The organism is Vibrio splendidus (assembly GCF_002873455.1).
Classification (GTDB): domain Bacteria; phylum Pseudomonadota; class Gammaproteobacteria; order Enterobacterales; family Vibrionaceae; genus Vibrio; species Vibrio splendidus_J.
On the sequence record NZ_MCUN01000024.1, the window covers coordinates 63,232 to 81,461 of the forward strand.

The 18,230-nt window shown below is 45.0% G+C and carries 19 protein-coding genes; 11 read left to right on the forward strand and 8 right to left on the reverse strand.

What is annotated here, in order from left to right; translation table 11 throughout:
* Positions 1-63: 63 nt before the first annotated feature.
* Together BCU75_RS18005 and rpmE are read right to left on the reverse strand one after the other, a co-directional pair.
* Entirely contained in the window at positions 64-1,371 is a 1,308-nt protein-coding gene (locus tag BCU75_RS18005) for a malic enzyme-like NAD(P)-binding protein (RefSeq protein WP_102467332.1), read from the reverse strand.
* 333 nt (positions 1,372-1,704) lie between these two features.
* A complete protein-coding gene (gene rpmE, locus BCU75_RS18010; protein ID WP_017073726.1) occupies positions 1,705-1,923 on the reverse strand; it encodes a 50S ribosomal protein L31 in 219 nt (72 codons plus the stop codon).
* Between the two features lie 331 nt (positions 1,924-2,254).
* Here rpmE and priA point away from each other — a divergent pair, with 331 nt between their 5' ends.
* The 7 genes from priA to rraA all read left to right on the forward strand — a co-directional run bounded on the left by priA (position 2,255) and on the right by rraA (position 10,191).
* Positions 2,255-4,456, forward strand: a complete 2,202-nt coding sequence (gene priA / locus BCU75_RS18015) for a primosomal protein N' (RefSeq protein ID WP_102474650.1) — start codon at positions 2,255-2,257, stop codon at positions 4,454-4,456.
* A 242-nt stretch (positions 4,457-4,698) separates the two neighbouring features.
* On the forward strand, positions 4,699-5,703 hold the full coding sequence (gene cytR, locus BCU75_RS18020) for a DNA-binding transcriptional regulator CytR (RefSeq protein WP_017104632.1): 1,005 nt from the start codon (positions 4,699-4,701) through the stop codon (positions 5,701-5,703).
* Between the two features lie 122 nt (positions 5,704-5,825).
* Entirely contained in the window at positions 5,826-6,359 is a 534-nt protein-coding gene (gene ftsN, locus BCU75_RS18025) for a cell division protein FtsN (RefSeq protein WP_102474651.1), read from the forward strand.
* Between the two features lie 222 nt (positions 6,360-6,581).
* Positions 6,582-7,130 (forward strand): ATP-dependent protease subunit HslV, encoded by a 549-nt coding sequence (hslV, locus tag BCU75_RS18030; RefSeq protein WP_004729692.1) that lies wholly within the window; start codon positions 6,582-6,584, stop codon positions 7,128-7,130.
* Positions 7,131-7,188: 58 nt separating this feature from the next.
* A complete protein-coding gene (gene hslU / locus BCU75_RS18035) occupies positions 7,189-8,529 on the forward strand; it encodes an HslU--HslV peptidase ATPase subunit (RefSeq protein ID WP_076675470.1) in 1,341 nt (446 codons plus the stop codon).
* 155 nt (positions 8,530-8,684) lie between these two features.
* Complete coding sequence (locus tag BCU75_RS18040) at positions 8,685-9,602, forward strand: 1,4-dihydroxy-2-naphthoate polyprenyltransferase (protein WP_102474652.1); 918 nt, start codon at positions 8,685-8,687, stop codon at positions 9,600-9,602.
* 73 nt (positions 9,603-9,675) lie between these two features.
* Entirely contained in the window at positions 9,676-10,191 is a 516-nt protein-coding gene (gene rraA / locus BCU75_RS18045) for a ribonuclease E activity regulator RraA (RefSeq protein ID WP_102474653.1), read from the forward strand.
* Positions 10,192-10,301: 110 nt separating this feature from the next.
* Here rraA and zapB read toward each other — a convergent pair whose 3' ends face one another.
* Entirely contained in the window at positions 10,302-10,544 is a 243-nt protein-coding gene (zapB, locus tag BCU75_RS18050; RefSeq protein ID WP_076675476.1) for a cell division protein ZapB, read from the reverse strand.
* A gap of 324 nt (positions 10,545-10,868) precedes the next feature.
* Here zapB and glpX point away from each other — a divergent pair, with 324 nt between their 5' ends.
* From glpX to BCU75_RS18065, 3 genes are all read left to right on the forward strand, one after another.
* Complete coding sequence (glpX, locus tag BCU75_RS18055; protein ID WP_102467338.1) at positions 10,869-11,876, forward strand: class II fructose-bisphosphatase; 1,008 nt, start codon at positions 10,869-10,871, stop codon at positions 11,874-11,876.
* Positions 11,877-12,038: 162 nt separating this feature from the next.
* Positions 12,039-12,665, forward strand: a complete 627-nt coding sequence (locus BCU75_RS18060; protein ID WP_102467339.1) for a helix-turn-helix transcriptional regulator — start codon at positions 12,039-12,041, stop codon at positions 12,663-12,665.
* A 136-nt stretch (positions 12,666-12,801) separates the two neighbouring features.
* On the forward strand, positions 12,802-13,149 hold the full coding sequence (locus tag BCU75_RS18065) for a DUF3135 domain-containing protein (protein ID WP_102467340.1): 348 nt from the start codon (positions 12,802-12,804) through the stop codon (positions 13,147-13,149).
* 135 nt (positions 13,150-13,284) lie between these two features.
* Here BCU75_RS18065 and BCU75_RS18070 read toward each other — a convergent pair whose 3' ends face one another.
* Both BCU75_RS18070 and BCU75_RS18075 read right to left on the reverse strand, forming a co-directional pair.
* Positions 13,285-13,707, reverse strand: a complete 423-nt coding sequence (locus BCU75_RS18070) for a DUF805 domain-containing protein (protein ID WP_004729700.1) — start codon at positions 13,705-13,707, stop codon at positions 13,285-13,287.
* 86 nt (positions 13,708-13,793) lie between these two features.
* Positions 13,794-14,141: a 5-carboxymethyl-2-hydroxymuconate Delta-isomerase gene (locus BCU75_RS18075; RefSeq protein WP_017077592.1), complete on the reverse strand. Its 348-nt coding sequence runs from the start codon at positions 14,139-14,141 to the stop codon at positions 13,794-13,796.
* 249 nt (positions 14,142-14,390) lie between these two features.
* Here BCU75_RS18075 and tpiA point away from each other — a divergent pair, with 249 nt between their 5' ends.
* Positions 14,391-15,161, forward strand: a complete 771-nt coding sequence (gene tpiA, locus BCU75_RS18080) for a triose-phosphate isomerase (RefSeq protein WP_004729704.1) — start codon at positions 14,391-14,393, stop codon at positions 15,159-15,161.
* 159 nt (positions 15,162-15,320) lie between these two features.
* Here the strand turns inward: tpiA and pfkA are convergent, their stop codons facing one another.
* From pfkA to BCU75_RS18095, 3 genes are all read right to left on the reverse strand, one after another.
* Positions 15,321-16,283: a 6-phosphofructokinase gene (pfkA, locus tag BCU75_RS18085; RefSeq protein ID WP_076675483.1), complete on the reverse strand. Its 963-nt coding sequence runs from the start codon at positions 16,281-16,283 to the stop codon at positions 15,321-15,323.
* A 315-nt stretch (positions 16,284-16,598) separates the two neighbouring features.
* Positions 16,599-17,507, reverse strand: coding sequence for a CDF family cation-efflux transporter FieF (gene fieF / locus BCU75_RS18090; protein WP_102474654.1), 909 nt, complete (start codon positions 17,505-17,507; stop codon positions 16,599-16,601).
* A gap of 163 nt (positions 17,508-17,670) precedes the next feature.
* Entirely contained in the window at positions 17,671-18,180 is a 510-nt protein-coding gene (locus BCU75_RS18095; RefSeq protein WP_102474655.1) for a CpxP family protein, read from the reverse strand.
* Between the last annotated feature and the right edge of the window lie 50 nt (positions 18,181-18,230).

The window sequence follows — 18,230 nt, forward strand, 5'->3', positions numbered from 1 at the left end:
CGCTTCAATAACGAAACAACGATACCAAGCGGCTACGCCACCCAGTGTCTATGGCATATGTACCTATGCCATATAATTAGCAGGCATCTCTATACGAGCTACGCCAGATTCAACGGCCGCTACTGCTACCGCTTTTGCTACGCGAGGCAGTAAACGTGGGTCCATTGGCTTGGGAATGATGTAACTTGTACCAAACTCCAATGCAGTCTCACCCGCAGCAGCCAATACTTCAGCCGGAACTTCTTCTTTCGCCAGTTCACGAATTGCTTTAACAGCAGCCAATTTCATTTCATCATTGATTTCGCTCGCACGCACATCAAGCGCACCACGGAAAATGAATGGGAAACAAAGTACGTTGTTTACTTGGTTAGGGTAATCGCTACGACCTGTACCCATGATAAGGTCAGAACGAACTTCGTGTGCAAGCTCTGGCTTGATCTCTGGATCTGGGTTTGAGCATGCAAACACAACAGGCTTATCAGCCATTAGCGTTAGAGCTTTAGCTGGTAGCAGGTTAGGACCAGATACGCCTAAGAACAGGTCAGCGCCTTCGATAACATCTTCAAGCGTGCGCTTGTCCGTGTTATTTGCGAATAGCGCTTTGTACTCATTAAGGTCTTCACGACGAGTGTGGATCACACCTTTACGGTCAAGCATGTAGATCTTCTCACGCTGAGCGCCACACTTAATCAGTAGTTCCATACAAGCAACCGCCGCAGCGCCAGCACCTAAACAAACGATCTTACACTCTTCAAGCTTTTTACCTTGAAGCTCAATTGCGTTCAGCATACCCGCAGCCGTTACAATCGCTGTACCGTGTTGGTCATCGTGGAATACTGGCACATCACAACGCTCAATCAGGCGACGCTCAATCTCAAAACAGTCTGGTGCTTTGATGTCTTCTAGGTTAATACCGCCAAATGTATCTGCGATATTCGCAACCGTATCAACGAACTCATCGATTGTGCGGTGTTTTACTTCAATATCGATAGAATCTAAACCAGCAAAACGCTTAAACAGTAGCGCTTTACCTTCCATAACAGGTTTAGAAGCAATAGGGCCAAGGTTACCTAGACCAAGAATCGCTGTACCGTTAGAGATAACTGCAACCATGTTGCCTTTACCTGTGTACTTATAAACGTTATCAACGTTCTGTGCGATCTCGCGAACAGGCTCGGCCACGCCTGGGCTGTATGCAAGTGCTAGGTCTTCTGCAGAGTTTGCAGGCTTCGTCAGTTCTACGGCAATTTTGCCTGGAATAGGGAACTCATGGTAATCAAGAGCTTGCTGACGGAATTGTTCTTGAGGCGATAACGATTTTTCAGATGATAACGCTTGAGAGGATTGATCTTGGCGGCTGTCTTCAGACATAGGTGTAGGTTCCTAGGATATTATTATTTGGGGGATCTTGTTCATGTTAATAGATGTACTTCAAAGTTCCTAGGTGGTTAAAGCCTCTGTCTCATTAAAAAACGAGATTTCACTACTAATAAGACCAGTGAGCAGTTGAAATTACTGTTGCTTGTTGAACTTTCGAGCGGATTTCGAGAATAGAGTATTGGGGTAAAGTTATGAAACAAAACTCAAGCGGGTTACCTGTCGTTTTCAATAAACTGATGGCGGAATAGGAATCAGTATTTTCTCAAATTGCAGGCAATAAAAAAGGACACCGAAGTGTCCTTTTTCATGTCTAAATAGCGAGAATTACTTCTTGCTAGAAAGAGCACCGAAACGCTTGTTGAAGCGATCAACACGGCCGCCAGTATCTACGATACGTTGCTTACCAGTGTAGAACGGGTGACATTTGTCACATACGTCTAGGTGAATTGATTCTTTTGCTAGCGTTGAGTTGAACTCAAATGTGTTGCCGCAAGAACAAGTTGCAGTAACTGCTTTGTATTCTGGGTGGATACCAGTTTTCATGGGATAACCTCAAGTAGGCCGTGTCGCTATACGATTCTAAGCCGCACACCACACGTAGTTAAAAAATAAAATAAAGACACCGCTGTATCACTAAACTGCGATAAAGCCATACCTTTAAGGCGCAGTATAGTAATGAATCTATAAGGTAGGATCAACTGATTTGATACATTTTTCACCAATAGCCTCTTTATTCCCTTTGTCAGCCTGAGATTTCAGGCTCTCATTCTCTTCATACGCTAACTCGATACGCTCATCAAAACTGCTCCTCGAATTTAACGCCCTTATCCATTAGACTGTTCGCTCTCGTCAATTCAGATAAAGCTGTCCCTTTATGCGTCCAATGATTGCCCGCGTGGCACTGCCTGTTCCACTAGACAAGCAGTTCGATTACAAGATTCCTAACCACCTATTCCCAATTATTGGTGGACGAGTCTCTGTGCCTTTTGGACGACAAACCTTAACCGGTATTGTTACAGCTCTGGTTAACGAATCTGAATTCGAGCTAGACAAGCTCAAACCTATTAAAGCCTTATTAGACAACCAACCCGTTTGGCCGGAATCGGTCTACTCACTCTTGGTATGGTGCAGCCAGTTCTATCAGTATCCATTGGGTGAAACCTTAGCGAATGCTCTGCCAAGCGCTTTACGAAAAGGCAAAGCGGCCGACTTCGCAACGCTTATCGAGTGGCAATTGACCCCATCAGGCAGAGATCAACTGATGCAAGGCTTTGGTCGCGCGGTTAAGCAAGCTAAGGTGATGCACATGCTTGAGCACGGCCCTGTTCCTCATCAAGAATTCATTGATGAAGAAGTGGGTAGCGCGGTGCTTAAGACTTTGGAAGAGAAAGGTTGGATTGAATCGGTAGAGAAAAAGCCAAAGCGCCAACCGTGGCCAAGTGAACTTGAAAACGACCACGACAAGCCGAAACTCAATGCTGAGCAAGCGATCGCGATTGCGACAGTAAATAGCCAACACGATTTTAGTTGCTTCTTGTTAGAGGGTGTTACCGGCTCAGGTAAAACCGAAGTCTACCTGAATATGATCAAGCCGATTCTCGACCAAGGTAAACAAGCGTTAGTTTTGGTACCAGAAATAGGCCTCACTCCACAAACAATTAATCGCTTTAAGCGTCGTTTTAATGTGCCTGTTGAGGTGATTCACTCTGGATTAAACGATTCTGAACGATTGAATGCTTGGTTATCAGCACGTGACAAAATAGCAGGCATTGTGATTGGTACGCGCTCGGCTCTGTTCACCCCCTTCGCTGATCTGGGCATTATCATTGTCGATGAAGAGCACGACGCCTCTTATAAGCAGCAAGATAGCCTACGCTACCACGCTCGTGATGTAGCCATCATGCGTGCTCATAAAGCGCAGATTCCGGTTGTGTTAGGCTCGGCGACTCCGGCCTTTGAAACGCTGCACAACGCTCAGATCGGTAAATACAGTTACCTCACCCTGACCTCACGTGCGGGTGTCGCGCTGCCGACCACCAATAAAGTGTTGGATGTGAAGGGTGAATATCTAGAAAGTGGCTTGTCTGCTTCTTTGATTGCTGAAATGCAAAGACACCTCAAAGCGGGCAACCAAGTGATGTTGTTTCTCAACCGCCGTGGGTTCTCTCCAGCACTGATGTGTCACGATTGTGGTTGGACAGCGGAATGTAAACGTTGTGATGCCTACTACACCTATCACCAATACAGCAATGAGATGCGCTGTCACCACTGTGGTTCTCAGCAGCATATCGTACACAATTGCCAAGGTTGTGGTTCGGCAAACTTAGTGACAGTGGGTGTGGGTACCGAACAGTTAGAAGCTCAACTTGGTCAGCTATTCCCTGAATACAAAACCATTCGTATTGACCGAGACAGCACCCGCCGCAAAGGCAGCTTAGAAAACGCACTAGAGTCGATTCGCAAAGGTGAATACCAAATTCTTATCGGTACACAGATGCTTGCTAAAGGTCACCACTTTCCTGACGTGACACTTGTGGCGTTATTAGATGTTGACGCCTCTTTATATAGTAGTGACTTCCGCGCCTCTGAACGATTAGCTCAGTTGTTCACTCAAGTCGCCGGTCGAGCGGGACGTGCCAGTAAGCCGGGTGAAGTTATCTTACAAACTCACCATCCAGAACATGGTCTGTTACAAGCGTTGCTACACAAAAACTATAACCACTTTGCCCAAACCGCATTAGCAGAGCGTAAACAAGCGATGTTGCCACCCTATACTTTTATGACTCTGTTTCGAGCTGAAGCAAATGACACACGTTTGGTGGAAGAGTTCTTGCGTCAGGTTCGTCATACATTGGAATCGCACCCCTTGTTTGACCAATATTGCATGGTACTAGGCCCCACCCCAGCGCCACTGGCCAAGCGAGCGGGTAAATCACGCTGGCAGTTGATTCTACAAACTCAGACTCGTTCGTTAATGCAGAAGTTATTAATGAGTGCGAAGCCGGCAATTAATATGTTACCCGCTGCGAAAAAAGTCCGCTGGTCACTCGATATTGAGCCGCAAGATTTGAGCTAAACCTACTTGGGTTAAAACTAATGATAAGTTTGTTCACAAATATTTCATATTTCTCGTGAGCAACCTCACACTAGTCATGTGATTTTTGTTAATCTAGCCGTAACTTTACACGGATGAAACGAATAAAATATTGCAATAAAAAAAGTGTTAGCAACACTTTCACAATATCTATCCGATTGTATTAATTATTCACGCCTTAGATACTTAGAGGCGACAAAGGAACTTAAAAGAGGGTTTAATTTATGGCGACAATGAAGGATGTTGCCCAGCTAGCAGGCGTCTCAACCGCAACGGTATCACGTGCATTGATGAACCCTGAGAAAGTCTCAGTTTCGACTCGTAAACGAGTAGAGACAGCAGTACTTGAAGCTGGATACTCACCCAATACATTAGCTAGAAACTTACGTCGCAACGAATCAAAAACCATCATCACTATTGTTCCTGATATCTGTGACCCTTATTTCGCCGAAATCATTCGTGGTATCGAAGATGCCGCTGTTGAGAATGACTACCTCGTTCTACTGGGTGACAGTGGTCAACAAAAGAAGCGTGAGTCTTCATTTGTTAACTTGGTCTTCACCAAACAAGCAGACGGTATGCTATTGCTTGGCACCGATCATCCGTTTGATGTCAGTAAGCCTGAGCAAAAGAATTTACCGCCAATGGTTATGGCGTGTGAATTCGCACCTGAGCTTGAACTGCCTACCGTACACATCGATAATCTGACTTCTGCATTTGAAGCCGTGAATTACCTGGCTCAGTTAGGTCATAAACGCATTGCTCAAATTTCAGGACCAACGACTGCAACCCTTTGTAAGTTCCGTCAACAAGGCTACCAACAAGCATTGCGCCGCGCTGGAGTATCAATGAACCCAGCTTACAGCACTGTGGGCGACTTCACCTTTGAAGCGGGAGCTCAAGCGGTTCGTCAATTATTGGCACTTCCTGAACAACCAACCGCCATTTTCTGCCATAACGACGCAATGGCCATTGGCGCGATTCAAGAAGCGAAGAAGCTAGGTTTACGCGTCCCTCAAGACTTATCGATTGTCGGCTTCGATGACATCCAATTCGCTCAATACTGCGATCCACCGCTAACCACTATATCTCAGCCTCGTTATGAGATTGGACGCCAAGCAATGTTGATGATGCTTGACCTACTGAAAGGTAACGATGTGCAAGCAGGTTCGCGTCTGCTTGAAGCTAAATTAGTCGTTAGAGGCAGCACTGCACCACCACGAATTTAATAGCACAAAATACCGATATCAAGCCGCGGCACATTTTGATGTGCCGCTCCCATTTCTGCACTATTATCCTCACTCAATCTGGATTACCATGAGAGCAGAATCATCAACTATTGAATTGTCTTGTGGCTAATAGAGATTATGTAAAGCGCGGTCGTGGTGCGAAAAAACCGACCAAGAAACAAGCCCCTCGCCGTAAACCATGGCGCAGTGGTCTTTTGGCGATCCTCCTTGCCGGTGGTTTTGGTTACGGACTTTACTTATTGAGTAATGATCCTGAGCCGCCAACTCCAGTGGTAACCAAACCAAAACCTAAGCCAAAACCAGCGAAAGTGATTCCGCCACCTCCTGAAGAGAAGTGGGACTACGTTGAAACGCTACCAAGCCGCGAGATTGAAGTTAAAGCCAAAGAGCAACAGATATCTAAGATCCCTTACGTGATGCAGTGTGGCGCTTACAAAACGTCAGCACAGGCAGAAACACGTAAGTTGGATATTGCGTTCCAAGGTATCTCGAGTGAAATCCGTAAAAAAGACGGCAGTAGCTGGTACCGTGTGGTTCTAGGGCCATACAAGTTGAAGCGTGACGCCGAGCGCGATCGCCATAAGCTGCAACGGGCGAAAATCGAACCTTGCGCTATTTGGAAAGACACCGATTAGATTTAGCGATAGTCGCAGTCTTAATCTTAGCAAAAGCCGAAAACCAAACTCCGAAAGCCTCCCATTATGGAGGTTTTCTTTTATTTATCCCCTTTAGCCAGTTTTCCTTACAACTTCCGCCGATAAGTTGCGCGACATCACTCGCCCTTCCTTGAATTATCCGAGCACCATCCTCATATACTTTTTATACCCAAAGATAAGAAATATTAAGAGGCCCTACTCGTGACTACCATTGTATCTGTACGTCGTAATAATAAAGTCGTCATCGCGGGTGATGGACAAGTATCTCTAGGCAATACTGTAATGAAGGGCAATGCCCGTAAAGTACGTCGCCTATACAACAATAAAGTACTGGCCGGTTTTGCTGGCGGTACCGCTGATGCTTTCACGCTATTCGAAAAATTTGAAAGCAAGCTGCAAATGCACCAAGGCCACCTAACCAAAGCTGCCGTTGAGCTGGCGAAGGATTGGCGTAGCGACCGTGCTCTACGTAAATTAGAAGCACTGCTAGCAGTAGCGGATGAAACCGCTTCACTGATCATTACTGGTAACGGTGACGTCGTTCAACCAGAGAACGACCTGATTGCGATCGGTTCGGGCGGTAACTTCGCTCAAGCAGCAGCGACTGCACTATTAGAAAATACTGATTTAGATGCGCGTGAAATCGCAGAAAAGTCGCTGAACATTGCTGGCGATATCTGTGTATTCACCAACCATCACCACACTATTGAAGAACTAGAAAGCACCGTTGAGCTGCCAAAGCCAGAGTAACGACCGCTTCCATCAATAACGTTGTATTCAACAGTGATTAAAGAATTAAGGAAAAACCATGTCTGAGATGACTCCTCGCGAAATTGTTCACGAACTCAATCGCCACATTATCGGCCAAGACAACGCTAAGCGTTCAGTGGCTATCGCTCTGCGTAACCGCTGGCGTCGTATGCAGCTTGAAGAAAGCCTGCGTGTTGAAGTTTCGCCAAAAAACATCCTGATGATTGGCCCAACGGGTGTGGGTAAAACTGAAATTGCTCGCCGTCTAGCGAAACTGGCTAACGCGCCTTTCATCAAAGTAGAAGCGACTAAGTTCACCGAAGTTGGCTACGTTGGTAAAGAAGTTGAGACCATTATCCGTGATCTAACGGACGTTGCGATCAAGATGACACACCAACAAGCGATGGAAAAAGTACAATACCGCGCTGAAGAACAAGCTGAAGAACGTATTCTTGATGCCCTTCTACCACCAGCACGTGATGCTTGGGGTCAGAATGAGCAATCAACTGAAGACACTACCTCTTCAAACACTCGCCAAATTTTCCGCAAGAAACTGCGTGAAGGTAAGCTAGACGACAAAGAGATCGAAGTCGATGTAGCTGCGCCGCAAATGGGCGTTGAAATCATGTCACCTCCAGGCATGGAAGAGATGACTAACCAGCTGCAAGGTATGTTCCAAAACCTCGCTGGCGACACCAAGAAAAAGCGTAAGATGAAAATCAAAGACGCATTCAAAGCACTGACTGAAGAAGAAGCTGCGAAGCTTGTGAACCAGGAAGAGCTAAAAGAGAGCGCGATCTTCAACGCTGAAAACAACGGCATCGTATTCATCGATGAGATCGACAAAATCTGTAAACGTGGCGACAGCTCAGGTCCAGACGTATCTCGTGAAGGTGTTCAACGTGACCTGCTTCCTCTTATCGAAGGCAGCACAGTATCAACGAAGCACGGTATGGTTAAAACTGACCACATCTTGTTTATCACTTCAGGTGCATTCCAAGTGGCTAAGCCATCAGACCTGATCCCTGAACTGCAAGGTCGTCTGCCAATCCGTGTTGAACTTGAAGCGCTTTCTGCACATGACTTCAAACGTATTCTTACTGAGCCAAAGGCATCACTGACAGAACAGTACATTGCCCTGATGAAAACAGAAGATGTCGGTATTGAGTTCACTGAAGATGGCATCAACCAAATTGCTGACGCAGCATGGCGTGTGAACGAAACCACTGAAAACATCGGTGCGCGTCGTCTACACACAGTCATGGAGCGCTTGATGGATGAGATTTCATTCGACGCAACAGACCGAGCAGGCAGCAAGTTGATGATTGATGAAGCTTATGTAATATCTAAGCTTGGCGAGCTCGTAGAAGACGAAGACCTAAGTCGCTTCATCCTGTAGCACAGGAAACTCCAACTTATTGCTCTATCTCAAAGAAATAGCAGCTAATAAGCGAATTCAAGGCCCACTTTCGAGTGGGCTTTTTATTACCCGAAAAATGGGCGTATACTCAAATCACAGTTTGAAACGAAGACTTACAAAGAATTAGACCTACGATGAAACAATCTCTACTGATTTGGCTTGATGCCGCACGACCAAAAACTCTGCCTCTCGCACTCGTCTCTATTCTTACAGGAAGTAGTTTAGCGTTCGCCGGCGGTCAGTTTTCTCTATCAATAGCCCTACTGGCGTTTTTAACGGCCACCTTGTTACAGATCCTGTCGAACCTAGCCAATGATTATGGCGATGCAGTAAAAGGTACAGACAACGAAAACCGCCTAGGGCCAACACGTGCAATGCAATCTGGCGCGGTGACCGCGAAAACCATGAAGCAAGCCATCATCCTCAACATAGTGTTCACCGTAATTGCAGGGCTGATTCTTATTTTTCACGCCTTAAGCTCGATTGAAAGCATCTTGTCTTTTATCGCGTTAGGCGTATTAGCCATAATGGCTGCCATCGCTTACACAGTGGGAAATAAACCTTATGGTTATATTGGCCTTGGTGACTTGTCGGTATTTATCTTCTTCGGTTTGTTAGGCGTTTCAGGCACATACTTCTTACACACTGGTCATGTTGAGCCAAGCCTATTTCTACCGGCCTTAGGTTGCGGACTGATGGCGGTTGCGGTACTTAACATCAACAACATGCGTGACATCGAAAATGATAGCGAATGTGGCAAGCGCACCATGGCTGTTCGCCTAGGACAGCGCAAAGCCAAGCACTATCATTTTGCACTGCTTGGGCTCGCCCTTGCTTCTTTCGCTATCTACCTACTTATTCAAGAAAAACCGGTCTGGATCAGCCTGCCGTTTTTATTAAGCATTGTTATTGTTTACAAACATGGCAAGGCCGTTTGGGAAACCGAAAAACCAGCGCAGATTGCACCAATGATGCCAGTGATTGTGAAATGCTCACTGGTCACTAACCTATTGTTTGCAGGGGTTGTCGTAGCTCAAACTCTATTGAGTTAATTAAGACTAATCATTGCAAAGGGATCAAGCACCGATATACTCAAAGTAAGCTCATTGTTCAAAAGGTATACTAATGGAATACAACACTTCAGCACTGTGCGACATATATTTGGATCAAGTTGATGTCGTAGAGCCAATGTTCAGCAACTTCGGTGGACGTGCATCCTTCGCAGGAAAAGTCACGACATTAAAGTGTTTTGAAGACAATGCTTTGATTCGCTCCGTATTAGAGCAAGATGGTCTGGGACGTGTGTTGTTAATCGATGGTGGCGGCTCACTACGCAAAGCGCTGATCGATGCTGAGATTGCCCTACTTGCCGAAGACAATGAGTGGGAAGGTATTGTGGTTTACGGCTGCGTTCGTGAAGTCGATGAGCTTGAAGACATGAACCTAGGAATCCAAGCCTTAGCCTCTATTCCTGTTGGTGCGAGCCAAGAAGGTGTCGGCGAATTGGATGTACCTGTGAACTTTGGCAGCGTGACTTTCTTACCGGAAGATTATCTCTACGCAGACAATACGGGTATTATTCTTTCGGCAGAGCCTTTGGATGTTGAACTTGATTTGGATGTTGAAGAAGAGGTCGAGTAACTCACTCAGCTTCAAATAATAAAACAAACCATAAGAACACGAAGCATAAGAATACAAACAAAAACGCCCGCTACTCAGTAGCGGGCGTTTTTTTAAATCTGAAGAGTCAATTACTCTACGTCATCCATTTTACCAAGAAGGTTACGGATGCGATCTTGCCACGCTGAATGCTCTTCCTGCATTTGCTGAGTTTTTTGCTCTAGCTCGTGACGGCTTGCTTTTAGCTCACCAGCTTCTGTTGCTAGCGCTTCTTTCTCTTCTTTAAGCTCTTCCACTTCCATTTGAAGAAGTGCAATTGTATCTACTGCTGTTTGAATTTTTGCTTCTAGCTGCTCTAGTACTTCAAAAGACATTCTGGCCTACCTTTAAGTTATCCGTTTGATGGTGAAGGTCTACTCCACTTATTTCCCCATTCTACTCAGCAGAGCAAGGATAAACACTCTATATATTCGATATTTTGCGCCATTCGATGAAAAAAACAGCGCTTTTTACCGAATATTGACGTGAATTATTACGACCGCGACAACAGACTGATTATTTTGATGAATATTACCTGTTTTCACCTGCAAATTGATCGAGAGCAATCCCCAAAAAACAAAAAGGCAAACGTTTCCTTTGGGATATGGTAAAATTCGCCGCGAAATTTCTATTCCCCCTTTGAAAATTTTGGAGTCCGCATGAAACGCGATTTAGCAATGTCATTCTCTCGTGTCACTGAAGGTGCAGCACTAGCTGGTTACAAGTGGCTAGGCCGCGGCGATAAAAACGCTGCAGATGGCGCTGCTGTAGAAGTAATGCGTAGTCTACTGAACAAAACCGAAATTAGCGGCGAGATCGTTATTGGCGAAGGTGAAATCGATGATGCACCTATGCTATACATCGGCGAAAACGTCGGTATTGGTGGTGATGCAGTAGATATCGCCGTTGACCCAATTGAAGGGACACGCATGACAGCAATGGGCCAATCAAATGCATTGGCTGTATTGGCTGCTGGCGAAAAAGGTAGCTTCCTAAAAGCACCTGACATGTACATGGAAAAATTGGTTGTTGGCCCAGGCGCAAAAAGCGTGATTGACCTAGAACTGCCGCTGACAGAAAACCTAGAAAACATTGCAAAAGCACTAGGTAAAACACTCGATACACTAGTCGTAACCACACTTGCCAAGCCTCGTCATGATCAAGTAATTGCCGACATGCAAGCGATGGGCGTTCGTGTATTCGCAGTGCCAGACGGTGATGTTGCAGCTTCTATCTTAACGTGTATGCCAGACAGCGAAGTAGACGTAATGTACTGCATCGGCGGCGCACCTGAAGGTGTCGTTTCAGCTGCGGTTATTCGCGCACTCGACGGCGACATGCACGCACGTCTGCTTCCTCGCCATGAAGTAAAAGGTGATACAGAAGAGAACCGCAAGCACGGTGAGCTTGAACTTGAGCGTTGTGCTGAAATGGGCGTAACGGCGGGCATCGTGTTGAAGATGGAAGACATGGCTCGTAGCGACAACGTTGTATTCTCAGCAACCGGTATTACTAAGGGTGACCTACTAGAAGGCATTACTCGTACAGGCAATATCGCAACCACAGAAACACTGCTTATCCGTGGTCGCTGCCGTACGATTCGCCGCATCAAATCTATCCACTACCTAGAGCGTAAAGACCCTGAAGTAATCGGTCACATCCTGTAGACCTAAACTAGGTCCAACAGAACACGCGAAGGCTGATACCAAGTATCAGCCTTTTGTTTTATTGGCCATCAATAACCCGTGCATTTCACCTACACCATAGTAAATGGTTTGCTTTATAAACACCTTGCCTCATAATAGTAAGGTTCATTAGGTAGAGATAGTATGAAAACAAGCGACAAAATCTTACAGACCATTAAGCGTCAAGGCGCGGTAACCGCGAAACAACTGTCAGAAGAATTTGGCATGACGACAATGGGTGCAAGGCAACATCTGCAAAGTCTGGAAGATGACGGCATTCTTGCGTTTCATGATGTTAAAGTAAAAGTGGGTCGCCCGACTCGCCACTGGTCCCTGACTCAACAAGGCCATGGTCAATTTTCAGATCGACACGGTGAACTCACCATTCAAGTGATCGACGCTGTCGAGAATCTGTTTGGTAAAGAGGGGTTAGCTAAGGTTGCGGCCGAGCGCGAACAACACACCCTTAAGCAATATCAAACCGCGCTCTCTGATTGTGACTCGCTGATCAGCAAGCTTAAAAAACTCACCCAGCTGCGTGAAGACGAAGGCTACATGGCTGAACTTCAAGAGCATGACGATCACTACATCTTGATCGAGAACCACTGCCCTATCTGCAAGGCTGCGACTCGCTGCCCCAGCCTGTGCCAATCTGAGCTCAATGTTTTCAAAGAATTACTCAAAGATGAATGTCATGTGAGCCGCACTGAGCACATCATTACTGGCGAACGTCGTTGTACTTATACTTTAACACCCACGCTTGTATCATAATGCCAAGGCCGATTATCTAACGATAAGCTGTCGATGCCGTCTCAATATTGAGAAAACACCAATAGATTAAAATTTGTACAAATTTCTTTCTTAAGCTTAAAGCATATGAAACATGCTTAATGCTAAGGAAGGAATCATGGCACATCCACAGCCCAATCAAAAACTGCCCCCTTTTGATGAACTGGTCCAACTCGCGAAAAGCGATCCAAAAGCATTCAATCAATTTAAACATGAGATGTGCGAACAGATGATCTGTTCGTCCTCTGAAACCATGCAAGACAGGCTTCGAGCCCAACAGAGCCACATAGACTTAGTGGTTAGTCGTTGTAAAAACCCGCATCATGCCAATGTCGTGCTGATGCAAGAATTAAGCTGCCAAGTGTGTAAGTTCCAAGACGCGCTTCAAGGTCGTTGCAGTTTTGAAGAGCCTCTGCCTGAAAATGTCGTGCCTTTCAGGCCAAATACAGATCCAAAAATGTACTAACTGTTGAAATATACTAACCGTTAAAATGTACTAACTGTTGAAATGTATTAGCGACAAAAACACATTGAAAGAAAAATGCCTTAAAAAGAAGAAAGGAGCACAAGGCTCCCTTCTTACTTATCAATCATTCAACCTTTAAACTGGGTCTTCACCGTAATCATTGCGGCCTTCAGTGCCTTTCATCAAACCGCATTCTACCAAGATCCACAAACCACACACTAGTGCAGCAACCGTTGCCACCATGTGAATAGGCGATACTGGCTCTGTCGTAGTAGCTGCCATAGGTGATGCAAGTCGCCCGAGTACGAGCGGTACATTCAGCAATAGCCAGTAGTTCGACTTGTTGCGGTCATGCCAGCGCTTAGCGGTAACGGCAAGATCTGGAATAACAAGTAATAGAAGGAAGATTGGTAACAGGAGATAGGAGTATGCTGGGAACAAAACCGAGATACCGGTAGCAAAACCAGTAATCGCGATATAGTAGAAAATATTCCAAATCCAGTAAGTCTTACGACCAATTCTCCCCTTGAAAGAGAGCAGTAAATCTTTCATCGACATCTTAAATACTCAAAAAATTAATACACTACCAAAAAGTTAGCAGTAAATAGTCAGTTAATCACTTTTAGTTAGTTGATTCTTTTAAGCTAATTCATCACTTTCTGAAAGCAACTTTTATCCATATCTCGTATGTTGACCGTTAGGCTACGGATATGGCTTGCCTGTTCTTGTAGGGTTTGCATCAACAAACGCGACAATTCTCTTTTCTGTTCTTCGGTACGTCCTGAAAGTAACTCGAAGCTAATATGAACAAAATCCACATTGTCTTCTTCATCACCGACCAACCAGTTATGACAACGCAGTGAGCGAGACTTAACAGAAGGCACATCAAACAAGCCACAGTTTAATGTAACTTGATGAAGGTCTTCCAGTAAACCTTGGATATTCACTCGCTCATCCACTGAATTTGAGTACTCTAGAACTAGATTCGGCATTATTACTTCCTATTGTTAACGCAATCGTTTGTCCCTTAATAGCAACTAACGATGAAAAATCCGAGAAGTTAGCTATTATTCTGTCTGCCGGATCACTGATATTTGCTCAAAATCTACTCTGACCATTGAGTAAGATCCAAGAAAGTCATGACCACAGTCATGATCTGTTGATATTATTCTGTTATATTATTTCGTAATAAAGTTTACTTTTTTACATTCGATTTATTTAAATACTTTGGAGATATTCCTATGCGTCATCCTGTAGTTATGGGTAACTGGAAACTAAACGGCAGCAAAGAAATGGTTGTTGATCTACTAAACGGTCTTAACGCTGAACTTGAAGGCGTTACAGGCGTAGACGTTGCAGTTGCTCCACCAGCACTTTTCGTTGACCTTGCTGAGCGTACGCTTACTGAAGCTGGCAGCGCAATCATCCTAGGTGCTCAAAACTCTGACCTAAACAACAGCGGTGCATTCACTGGCGACATGTCTCCAGCAATGCTTAAAGAGTTCGGCGCATCTCACATCATTATCGGTCACTCTGAGCGTCGTGAATACCACGCTGAGTCTGACGAATTCGTTGCTAAGAAATTCGCATTCCTAAAAGAGAACGGCCTAACTCCAGTTCTTTGTATCGGTGAGTCTGATGCACAAAACGAAGCAGGCGAAACTGTTGCTGTATGTGCTCGTCAACTTGACGCTGTTATCAACACTCAAGGTGTTGAAGCTCTTGAAGGCGCTATCATCGCTTACGAACCAATCTGGGCTATCGGTACTGGTAAAGCAGCTACAGCTGAAGATGCACAACGCATCCACGCTCAAATCCGTGCACACATCGCAGAGAAATCTGAAGACGTTGCTAAGAAAGTTGTTATCCAATACGGCGGTTCTGTTAAACCAGAAAACGCAGCAGCTTACTTCGCACAACCAGACATCGACGGTGCTCTAGTTGGCGGCGCAGCGCTAGACGCGAAAAGCTTCGCAGCTATCGCTAAAGCAGCAGCTGAAGCAAAAGCTTAATTTAAACGTCACTGTTTAGATTGAATGAAAGGTCAACTTAGGTTGGCCTTTTTATTGCCTATCGTTTGAGGTTCAAGCTTTAAAGCCAAGTGACAGGCACAAAAAAACCGCTGATAAATCAGCGGTTTTTTATATTTTTAAGCGAACACTAAGCGTGGCTTAGAACAACTCTTCTGCAACGCGGAACAACTCAGAACGGTCTGGGTTCTGCATGTTCTCGATGCAATCGATGATGTCGTGGTGCACAAGCGCTTCTTTCTCGATACCAACACAGCGACCACCGTGACCTTCTTGAAGAAGGTGGACAGCATAGTTACCCATGCGAGAAGCCAATACGCGGTCAAATGCAGTTGGACGACCGCCACGTTGGATGTGACCAAGAACCGTTGCGCGAGTTTCACGACCAGTTGAAGATTCGATCTCTTTCGCTAGTTCGTTCGCGTCCATCATTAGCTCAGTTAAAGCAATGATTGCGTGCTTCTTACCTTTCGCAATACCATCTTGGATATTGTTGATTAGCTGATCTTTGTCTAGACCAGTTTCAGGGGTAATGATGTACTCACAACCGCCTGCGATTGCTGACATAAGCGTAAGGTCACCACAGTGACGGCCCATGATTTCAACAATAGAAATACGTTGGTGAGAAGAAGACGTGTCACGTAGACGGTCGATTGAATCGATAACAGTGTTAAGCGCTGTTAGGTAGCCGATTGTGTAGTCAGTACCGGCGATATCGTTATCGATTGTGCCTGGAAGACCGATACATGGGTAACCCATCTCAGTCAGTTTCTTAGCACCCATGTAAGAACCGTCACCACCGATAACAACTAGTGCTTCGATACCGTGCTTCTTAAGGTTCTCGATGCCTTTCTCACGAACAGCTACGTCTTTAAACTCAGGGAAACGTGCAGAACCTAAGAAAGTACCACCACGGTTGATCACGTCAGATACGCTTGAACGGTCAAGCTTTTCGATACGGTCTTCAACAAGGCCTTGGTAGCCATCGTAAATGCCGTAAACTTCAATGCCAACTGATAGCGCAGTACGAACTACACCACGAACTGCTGCGTTCATGCCTGGAGCGTCACCACCACTGGTCAAAACACCGATCTTCTTAATCATGCTCACCCTCGATTTTTGGGAATCTATTATTCAATTCTTATTCTTGCTGATTGTATATCAACAAGATTTTAAATCTATATTTGTGCGTTATGTTACATTTCCTCAATAGGAATAGCACTTAAATCGCGTAAAATTATGTAACATTTCTACTTCTGTAAGAGTATTACAGTTTTACTCAGTAACTTTGTTGATTCACATCAGAATCAACATTAATTGTTACTAAGGTGATTTTTGAATCACCGAAGAATTAGTAATTTTTACTCACTTTAGTTCAAAAGCCACCTACTTACCATTTACCAACCCTTTTTAGCTCGCCTACCATGAGTGAAATTTCTGCTGCTTCTCGGGTCCAAATACGACCGAATACGGGTCTTGATGAATTAATACATCAGCATCAGGGAAAACGGAGATAAGCTTGTCTTCTACTTCGTCAGAAATGCGGTGCGCTTCAATAAGTGGGATATTATCTTCGAGTTCTAAATGCAATTGAATGAAGCGAACAGGCCCTGAACGGCGCGTTCTTAGTTGATGTACACCAAGCACACCTTCCACACTCAACGATGTTTCTTTAATCTGTTTTAATTCTTCATCTGGCAGCTTTCTATCAAGCAAAGATTGAATGGCTTCTGTTGCCATTTGGTAGGCACTGTAAAGAATGTAGATACCGATACCAATCGCGAATACCGAGTCCGCTTGACCAATGCCAAACCAGCTCAGTGCTAACGCGAGCATGATCGCGGCATTCATATAAAGGTCTGATTGATAATGCAGTGAATCGGCGGCTATCGCTTGGCTGCCCGTTTTGTTGACAACATGTTTTTGGAATCGAACCAAACCAAAGGTCATTACGATCGCGAACAAGCTGACATAAATACCAATTTCAGGAGAGTTCAGCTCATGCGGTCGGAAAAAACGCTCAATACCATTAAGAATAAGGAAACAAGCAGAACCGGAAATAAACATCGCTTGTGCTAATGCAGCAAGAGATTCTGCCTTACCATGACCAAAGGTATGTTCTTTATCGGCAGGCTGAAGAGAGTAGCGAACCACCACTAGGTTTACGACAGAAGCGGCGATATCCAACAGCGAATCAACCACAGAAGCTAATAAACTGACTGAACCTGTCACCCACCACGCAGCAACCTTCACAACCAATAATATGGAGGCAATGATGGTGGCAGCCCAAGCGGCGAGCGTAACTAAACGTGCATATTCTTGTTTCATAAATTGGCTATAAAGTGACTGATAGCACAAAGTATAACCCGCAAACAACCGATTGAATATGACAGCCATGATGTAATACATTCATTTTTAAGGATCAAAAAAGCGGCACTAGGCCGCTTATTTCTAAACACTTTCAATCAATTCGGCTTTCTCAAGCCATGAATTACTTGTCTTTGTTCATGCGTTTTTCCATTTTGTCAGCACACTTCGCCATGCGCTCTTGTTGGATTTCTTTCAGCTGAGTCTTTTGCTCAGGCGTTAGTACGCTCATCATTTGGTGTTGTTTTTTAAGCATTGCTACGCGACGTTCAGTTTGTTTTTCTACCATTTGGCTTGCTAGGTCGTTTGCTGCAGCTTCATCAAATGTATCAGCTAGAACTAGATCTTGAACTTTCTCGTGGTGCGCTTTCATTTGCGCCATTTTATCTGCTTTGTTGCCTGAGTGTTTTGCTTTCATCTCAGCGCGGCTCGCTTCGCGCATCTCTTTTAGTTCTGCTTTTTGAGCATCTGTCAGGTCTAGTTGACGCATCACTTTCTTATCGAAGCCACCACACTTACCGTGCATACCTTTGTGATCGCCTTTATCGCCACCGCCGTACGCAAACGCACTCGCTGTACCTAACATAAGTGGAAGTGCCGCAGCTACTAGTACAAGTTTCTTAGTCATTTTCATAATTGTTGCCTCAATTCGGTATAATAAGTCATGTATTGCGTCTGTTTCTC

Bases quoted from the DNA above. Each gene is read 5' to 3' on its own strand.
- tpiA (WP_004729704.1), top strand. From the start codon at position 14,391: ATGCGTCATCCTGTAGTTATGGGTAACTGGAAACTAAACGGCAGCAAA.
- glpX (WP_102467338.1), top strand. From the start codon at position 10,869: ATGAAACGCGATTTAGCAATGTCATTCTCTCGTGTCACTGAAGGTGCA.
- priA (WP_102474650.1), top strand. From the start codon at position 2,255: ATGCGTCCAATGATTGCCCGCGTGGCACTGCCTGTTCCACTAGACAAG.
- BCU75_RS18005 (WP_102467332.1), bottom strand. From the start codon at position 1,371: ATGTCTGAAGACAGCCGCCAAGATCAATCCTCTCAAGCGTTATCATCT.
- BCU75_RS18065 (WP_102467340.1), top strand. From the start codon at position 12,802: ATGGCACATCCACAGCCCAATCAAAAACTGCCCCCTTTTGATGAACTG.
- zapB (WP_076675476.1), bottom strand. From the start codon at position 10,544: ATGTCTTTTGAAGTACTAGAGCAGCTAGAAGCAAAAATTCAAACAGCA.
- rraA (WP_102474653.1), top strand. From the start codon at position 9,676: ATGGAATACAACACTTCAGCACTGTGCGACATATATTTGGATCAAGTT.
- pfkA (WP_076675483.1), bottom strand. From the start codon at position 16,283: ATGATTAAGAAGATCGGTGTTTTGACCAGTGGTGGTGACGCTCCAGGC.
- BCU75_RS18060 (WP_102467339.1), top strand. From the start codon at position 12,039: ATGAAAACAAGCGACAAAATCTTACAGACCATTAAGCGTCAAGGCGCG.
- BCU75_RS18040 (WP_102474652.1), top strand. From the start codon at position 8,685: ATGAAACAATCTCTACTGATTTGGCTTGATGCCGCACGACCAAAAACT.
- cytR (WP_017104632.1), top strand. From the start codon at position 4,699: ATGGCGACAATGAAGGATGTTGCCCAGCTAGCAGGCGTCTCAACCGCA.
- BCU75_RS18075 (WP_017077592.1), bottom strand. From the start codon at position 14,141: ATGCCGAATCTAGTTCTAGAGTACTCAAATTCAGTGGATGAGCGAGTG.
- rpmE (WP_017073726.1), bottom strand. From the start codon at position 1,923: ATGAAAACTGGTATCCACCCAGAATACAAAGCAGTTACTGCAACTTGT.
- BCU75_RS18095 (WP_102474655.1), bottom strand. From the start codon at position 18,180: ATGAAAATGACTAAGAAACTTGTACTAGTAGCTGCGGCACTTCCACTT.
- BCU75_RS18070 (WP_004729700.1), bottom strand. From the start codon at position 13,707: ATGTCGATGAAAGATTTACTGCTCTCTTTCAAGGGGAGAATTGGTCGT.
- fieF (WP_102474654.1), bottom strand. From the start codon at position 17,507: ATGAAACAAGAATATGCACGTTTAGTTACGCTCGCCGCTTGGGCTGCC.
- hslU (WP_076675470.1), top strand. From the start codon at position 7,189: ATGTCTGAGATGACTCCTCGCGAAATTGTTCACGAACTCAATCGCCAC.